The organism is Streptomyces sp. NPDC008086 (assembly GCF_042957325.1).
Taxonomy (GTDB): domain Bacteria; phylum Actinomycetota; class Actinomycetes; order Streptomycetales; family Streptomycetaceae; genus Streptomyces.
In genome coordinates this window covers 1,251,440-1,258,219 of the sequence record NZ_JBIBIA010000001.1, presented here as the reverse complement: position 1 = coordinate 1,258,219, position 6,780 = coordinate 1,251,440, and the positions used below count along the sequence as shown (strand labels likewise).

Below are 6,780 nucleotides of genomic sequence, written 5' to 3'. Positions count from 1 at the left end.
TTTTTGCTTCCACTGCCCCGCCTGTCGGGGGCGGGGGGGCCGGTCCTGGGTGGGATAACACGCCAGGGGGGGGGGGCGCGCGGCCCCCCCCCCCCCCCCGGGGCGGGGGCCCCACGGCCGCTCCCGTGGACGCGGGGCCGTCCCGCGCCTGCCGCCCCGTCAGCTGATGTCGGCCCCGTAGACGTGGTCGACCGTCATGGTGATGAGCACCCGGCGGTCGGACACCATCACCGCCCGGTACTCGTCCCAGTCCGGGTGCTCCCCGGCGGCGAGCCGGTAGTAGTTCACCAGCGCCTCCACCTCGGGCCCGTGGGGGTCGGTGCCCGGACCGGTGAGCGTGGCGATGCCTTCGGCGGTGGCCCACGACATGCCGTCGGGGCTGGTCACCTCCAGCGTGGCCCGGGCGTCCCGCCGCAGGTTCGCCACCTTTGCCGCGCCCGCGCTGGTGGACACATGGATCACGCTCGCCGACTCGTCATAGAAGGGCTGGACGGGGGAGAGCTGGGGCCGCCCGTCCGCCTTGATGGTCGCGAGCACACCGATCGGGCTCTTCGCGAGCAGCGCATGGGGGTTGAAGGATGTAGAGGTCATGCCCCGGTTGTCGACCTTTCGTATCACCTTGAGGTTGGCGCAGACGTGCTGCCACTCTTACTTGACCTTCCTACAGGGCGAGCCCGGTGCGCTCCACCGACATGACGAGCCATTCTTCGGGGCGCGATTGCGCCATCGTGAACCGCGGGTCCCAGATGAGTCCCAGGGCCCTCTCGCAGAGGGGCGGCGCAGGCCGGACGTGAGCCGCCGGTCGTCACCCGCCCGCCGACCGGTCCGGGACGCGGTGCCGAGACGCCCGGGCGGCCAGGGTGCGATGGCAGATCTTGCCGGTGGGACCGAGGGGCATCTCCTGCACCACCAGGAGGAGTTCGGGGAGCTTGCGGCGGGCCAGGCCGCGGTTCAGCAGGTGGGTGGTGAGGTCGGACAGGGTGGGCGTGGGAGTGCCGGGGGCCGGGCGGACGCAGGCGCACAGGCGTTCGCCGAGGGTCGGGTCGGGTACCGGAACGCAGACCGCCTCGGCCACCGCTGGATGGCTGCCGAGTTCGCGTTCGACCTCGGCGAGGCTGATGTTGAGGCCGCCGCGGATCACGATGCGCTTGAGCCGTCCCAGGACGTGCAGCCGTCCGTGCTCGTCCAGCCGGCCGAGGTCGCCGGTGCGCACCCAGCCTTCCGACGTGCGGTAACGGGCGTCCAGTTCCGGCGCGTTGACGTAGCACATCGGTGTCATGGGGCCTCTGGCCTCGATCTGGCCGGTGTGCCCGGTGGCCAGGGACGTGCCGTCGGGGCCGGTGATCCGGATGCGGGCGACCGTGGGGTCGGGGGTGCCGACGCTGTCGCCCGGCGGGAGGCACTCGCCCGCGGTGTGGCAGTTCACGCCGTCCGAGGAGCCGTAGACGGTCACGACCGGCCGGGCAAACCGCCTGAGACAGGCGTCAGCGGTCGCTGCGGGCAGCGCCGCGCCGCTGGAGACGAGGACACGGAGCGACGAGGTGTCCTCGTCGGCCTGGGACGGGAGGTCGGCGAGCCGGCGGAGCATCGTGGGCACCGCGAAGAGGTGGGTGGGGCGGTGCTCGGCGACCAGCCGCAGCGCATCCTCCGCGTCGAACACCGACTGCACGATCAGAGTGCCGCCGAGGGTGGCGAGGGTGACGGGCGTGCCGAGCGAGCCGAAGGAGGAAGCCAGCGGGACGAGGACGAGATGACGGGGTGGCACCGAGGAGTCCGGGTGCAGCGCCCGGACGTAGCGGGCCCTGCCGCCGGCCAGGGCGTGATGGCTGTAGGCGACCATCTTCGGCTCGGCCTCGGTACCCGAGGACACCAGGATGCGGGCGGGGCCGTACGGATCGGCCGGCCGGTGCGGTCGGCGGCGCGAAGCCGGGGGGCGCGTGGCGTGCAGCCCCTGGGCCCGTCCCTCGCCGGGGCCGGGTACGAACAAGGTCTGCAGGTGGGGAAGGTCCACCACGCCCCGTGTCTGAGGCGCCCCGGTGAGGACGGCGCCGCGGGCCCGTGAGCGGGTGAGCAGCGCCCGCAGGTCACGGTCGTCGCCGCCCGGAGGGAGAGGGAGAGCCACCGCGCCGATCGCGTACACGGCGAGTTCCGCGGCGACGGCGTCGCGTCCGTTGGGCAGTCGCAGCGCGACCACGTCCCCGGCCCTCAGGCCCGCCTGCTCGAACACGGTGGCGATGCGGCGCACCTCGGTGTCGAGGGCCGCGTAGGACAGCACTCCGGCGTCGTCCACCAGCGCCTCGCGGTCCGAGTGTTCCCGGACATGGGCGGTGAACAGGCTGAACAGGTCGGTGTCCGGGCACACGCCGGCCGCCACCCAGGCCCGTCGTCGGTCGCGGGGCACGAGGTCGGGGAAGGGAACTCCGGCGCGTGAGGTCCACACCGGTCGCCCGGTACCCGTCGCACCCGTCGTCTCTTGCGTGGCGGGGGCGGCTGTCATGCGAACTCCCACGGTGTGTACGGACGGGCGTACCCGTTCGCCGGGCCCGGCGGCGCGACGGCTGTCCGGAAGGCGGCGTCGTGAGACAGGTCGGTCAGGGCGGTCAGCACGGGTGTCGCCGCCAGCCCCGCCTCGGCCAGCCGCACCCGCCACTCCTCGGTCGTGCGGCGGGCGAAGCGGGCCGCGACGTCCCGCGCGGACGCCGTGTCGGCGCCGTCCAGGAGGCGGCGCACCGCTTCGGGGTGCTGCCGGGCGCGGGGGCCGAGGTACAGATGGCCGTCCGCAGTGCGCAACGGCCGGTCCAGGGGCGTCCAGCGGACCCGGTGCGCAGGACGGGGGACCAGAGCGCCCGCGGAGAGCAGACAGGAGTGGACCTGGCTGCCCCGGTGGGCCGCCTCACGGACCGCCAGCGCCGTCAGCACGCCCTGGGCGCACACCAGCCCGCCGAGCACGTCGGTCAGGGTCATCAGGGACGGGGCCGGGGGTTCGCCTGCCGGTCGTACCGCGGCGGCGAGTCCGCTGTGCACCTGGGCGAGGTAGTCGGTGCCGACGGGGGGCCGGTCACCGAAGGCGTCGCCGAAGCCGGACGCCCAGGCGTACACCAGAGCGGGACTTCCGGGCAGCAGGTCGGAGGCGGCCAGACCGAGACGGGAGGCTTTCCCGGGGGCCCAGTTGTGCAGGAACACGTCGGCTTCGGCGGCCAGGGTGCGGATGGTGCGGCGGCCCAGTGCGGTGGTGAGGTCGGCCTGGATCACCGGCTTGCCCGCGTTGAGCGCCAGGAACCGGGCCGAGCACTCTCCCGCCAGCGGGGGGAGCCAGCGCATCGGGTCGCCGCCGGGCGGCTCGATCCGTACGACGTCGGCGCCCAGCATCCGCAGGATGTGCCCGGCGAGCGGGCCCTGCACTCGGCGGGTGGACTCCACGACCCGGAGCCCGGTCAGCGGAAGGGCGCCTTCGCGGGCCGGGCGCGGGGAGCGGGCCCCGACGGCGCTGTCCGCATGCGGCCCCCGGCCCCGTGCCGGTTCCGGCCAGGGGGTCAGTTCCCAGGGCTCCGGGTGGACGGCGGGGGCCGGGTCGGAACGTACGACGAGGAGGCTGACCCCGCTGTGGTGTGCGGCGGCGCGCAGATCCGGCAGCATGTGACGGCGTGCGGCCTGCCGCAGCGCGTCGGGCAAGGGGCAGACGGCGGTGGCGAACCGCTGCTGGAAGGGCAGCCAGCCGCGGCCCGCGACAGCCGGAGCCACGCCGAGCCGGACCCAGAACTCCCGCCAGGCGTCCGGGGCGAGGGTCTCGACCTCCACCCGGACACCGTCGGACGTGACCAGGGTCGCCAGGCCGCCCGCCTGCCCCGCGGAGTCCGGCGGGAGCCGGGGTTCGGGCGGGCCACCGCTCCCTGCGGCCGTCGCGGCGGCGAGGTACTGGCCGACCGCCAGCAGCGCTCCCTGAGCCACCGAGGTCCGCACCTCGCACAGGTCCGACCCGCGGGCCCGCCCGACGCGCAGGGCGGTGGCGCCCAGGGCGGCGAGCACCCCTGTCACGACGGAGGCGTAGTCGACTGCCAGCCGGGCGGGCCCGCCCGTGGCCCGGCCGTGGACGTGCATCAGTCCGCAGGCGGCCTGTACGGCGCACTCGTCCGGCAGGTCCGCAGCGACGGGGCCCGCCCACTCGATGCGCAGCCGCACCGGGTCCGGGCCGACGGCCGAGCCCTGTGGCAGTGCCTGTGCGGTGCGCCGCAGCAGGCGCTCCGCGATCGTGGTGGCGACGGCCGGTCGGGCCTCGGCCCGCAGCCCCGGCGTCACGGTCGCGCCTCGGCGGGCCGACGGCCCTGTACGGAGTAGAAGACGCTGGAGGCGGCACGGAAGGACGGGTCCCGCATCAGGACCCGCACCCGGTCCAGGTCGTCGTCGGTCATGCCCTGCTCCTTGAGCCGGTCCCGGAGGTTGCGGGTGTGGTTCAGCTGGAGTCCCAGACCGGGGTCCTGTGCGTGTCGTACGCCGATGTGGAGATGGACGTCGAGGGCGGTCAGCCCCGCCGCCCGCATGGCGGCCGGCACTTTCCGTGCCCAGCACGGGTCGCCGCCCGCGGCCCGCAGCGCCGCCGCCTTGGCGCCGAGGAACCGGACGTACAGTGCCTCGGCCTGTGTGTCCGGGGTGAGCAGCGGCGGTTCGTAGGAGGCGTCGATCTCGTCGATCTGCAGCAGGCCGCCGGGTTTGAGGGCGCTCACCAGCTTGTGCAGGACGGTGTCGCGGAAGGGCAGGTGCTGCAGGACCAGGCGGGCCACCACCAGGTCGTAGGCTCCCTCCGGGATCGGGTCGCGGGTCACGTCGAGGGCAGCGACCTCAAGGGACGGACCGGGTGCCAGATCGCGGGTGTCAAGGTCGGTGGCGAGCACGGAGCCGCCCGGTGCGACCCGGTCTGCCAGCCAGCGCGAGACGCTGCCGCCGCCGGCGCCGATCTCCAGACAGCGCCAGCCCGGACCGACGCCAACGGCGGCCAGCCGGGGCAGGGTCACCGGGTCGTACGCGGCGGCCAGGCAGCGGTGCTGGTCGCGGCTGTTCGCGGTGCCGTTGGTGAAGACCGCGCGCGCAGCTTCCCGGGGGTGGGACGGCTGCCATGCGTGAGACGGTTGCGGCACGGTATCGGGAGACGGCTGGGACACGGCAGGACTCCTCTCGTCAGCGTGGTGGCCTGTCAGGCCCGACTCGTACGTGGTGGCCTGTCAGGTCCAGCGGCCGGTCCCGGTCACCGCGGTACCGGTGAGGTGCCGGGCCAGGGCGGCGCGGCGAACCTTGCCGGTGCCGGTGCGAGGGACCTCGTCCCAGGTCAGGACCGCGGGCTGACGCATCGCCGGCAGCCCCTGGACGGCTTGTTTCCAGGCATCCGGATCCAGTCGGCCGTCGGCGGTGACCACGGCCGGCAGCGGATCGCCGTCCGGCGCCCCGACGATCACGCATTCCAGGGCCTGGGGCAGCCGCTGCTCCAGCAGGTCCTCGGTCCGCAGGCAGCTCATTCCGGGCAGGGTGTCGGCCTCGCGGTCCAGGACGCTGACGCTGCCGTCGCGGTGGTGCACCCCGACATCACCCGTGGACCACCAGTCGCCGACGCGCTTGGCCTCCCAGCGCTCCTGTTCACCGACGTAGCCCAGGGCGAGGGCCGGTGTGCGGATCAGGAGCAGACCCGGGCGGCCGCGCGGGACCGGGCGCAGCGTGTCCGGATCCACCACGCACAGCCGGGTCCGGCCCGGCACCGGACGGCCCAGCCGGCGCGTCGTGGACGCGGCGTCCGGTGCCAGCGCGGAGCGCCGCGTGTGGAAGCGGAACGTCAGCGGTCCGGTCTCGGTCTGGCCCCAGCCCTGCATCCACAGCGGGTGGGCGCGGCGGCTGGCGGTCAGGTACGCGCGCAGGGCGGGCGGGTGCATCGCGTCGTAGGTGCTGATGTACAGACGGATGCGCCGGAACGGGTTGTCCAGCCGTGCGGTGAGCGGCCGCAGCCGGACGTAGGTGGCGGGCAGCGCCTCCATCACGGTGGGCGGGTACGCCCGCAGCAACGGGTCGGCGGTGTCCGGGTCGTCACCGGTGAGGACCACGATGCCGGCGGGCGCGAGTGCCATCACCACCGCCGTCCAGCAGAAGGTGCGCCCGTGTGCGAACGCGCTGGCGTTGCACAGGACGTCGTCCCGGCGCAGCCCGATGCCCGGATAGCGCACCGCCTCCAGGCGGGCCAGCTTGCGCACGAGTGTCCGCGTGGAGTGGACCACGAGTTTGGGCACGCCGGTCGTGCCCGAGGTGTGGTGGATGACCAAGGGCTCGTCGTCGTGGCGCCGTACCGGCGCACCGGGGCCGGAGGCGTCCAGTGCGGCGAGGTGGGTCGCGCCGGGCACAGCGGTGTCGACGGTGATGCCGACGGGGGCCGCGGCGGCTGCGTCCCGGCAGCGCGCCAGCACCGCGGAGGTGGTGATCAGCGCGGCCGGCCGCAGCCGCCGCAGCAGGGTGAGGAGGTCCGGGGTGTCCAGTCGGGCGGACAGTTGGGCGGGCACGGCACCGACGCGGACGGCGGCGCAGGCGAGCAGGTCGTAGTCCCAGTGGTTGTCCTTCACGATGGCCACGCGGTCCCCGGGCCGTACCCCGGCGTCCGTGAGCCGGGCGGCCGTTGCGCGGACCAGGGCGGCGAGCTCCGCGACGGTCCACCGGGTGCCCGCCCGCGGGGCGATGTCGAAGGGCCGGTCCAGGTGGAACACGGTCCGGGCGCCGGCCGCCGCCGCGTCGTCGAACAGGGTGCCCATG

The 6,780-nt window shown here is 74.7% G+C and carries 5 protein-coding genes; all 5 read right to left on the bottom strand.

Features of this window, described 5'->3' with window-relative positions; genetic code table 11:
* Nucleotides 1-159: 159 nt before the first annotated feature.
* A complete protein-coding gene (locus ACFZBP_RS05360; RefSeq protein ID WP_234760355.1) occupies nucleotides 160-591 on the bottom strand; it encodes a PPOX class F420-dependent oxidoreductase in 432 nt (143 codons plus the stop codon).
* 214 nt (nucleotides 592-805) lie between these two features.
* On the bottom strand, nucleotides 806-2,497 hold the full coding sequence (locus ACFZBP_RS05355; RefSeq protein WP_391410126.1) for an AMP-binding protein: 1,692 nt from the start codon (nucleotides 2,495-2,497) through the stop codon (nucleotides 806-808).
* Nucleotides 2,494-4,296: a CoA transferase gene (locus tag ACFZBP_RS05350; protein WP_391410124.1), complete on the bottom strand. Its 1,803-nt coding sequence runs from the start codon at nucleotides 4,294-4,296 to the stop codon at nucleotides 2,494-2,496. Before ACFZBP_RS05350 ends, ACFZBP_RS05355 begins: the two co-directional genes overlap by 4 nt.
* The gene (locus tag ACFZBP_RS05345; RefSeq protein WP_391410122.1) at nucleotides 4,293-5,156 is read right to left on the bottom strand and encodes a methyltransferase; all 864 of its coding nucleotides are present in this window, start codon (nucleotides 5,154-5,156) and stop codon (nucleotides 4,293-4,295) included. Before ACFZBP_RS05345 ends, ACFZBP_RS05350 begins: the two co-directional genes overlap by 4 nt.
* Nucleotides 5,157-5,216: 60 nt before the next feature.
* Nucleotides 5,217-6,779, bottom strand: coding sequence for an AMP-binding protein (locus ACFZBP_RS05340; protein WP_391410377.1), 1,563 nt, complete (start codon nucleotides 6,777-6,779; stop codon nucleotides 5,217-5,219).
* Between the last annotated feature and the right edge of the window lies 1 nt (nucleotide 6,780).

Excerpts from the sequence above, each read along its gene's own strand:
- ACFZBP_RS05340 (WP_391410377.1), bottom strand. The coding sequence starts at position 6,779 with ATGGGCACCCTGTTCGACGACGCGGCGGCGGCCGGCGCCCGGACCGTG.
- ACFZBP_RS05355 (WP_391410126.1), bottom strand. The coding sequence starts at position 2,497 with ATGACAGCCGCCCCCGCCACGCAAGAGACGACGGGTGCGACGGGTACC.
- ACFZBP_RS05360 (WP_234760355.1), bottom strand. The coding sequence starts at position 591 with ATGACCTCTACATCCTTCAACCCCCATGCGCTGCTCGCGAAGAGCCCG.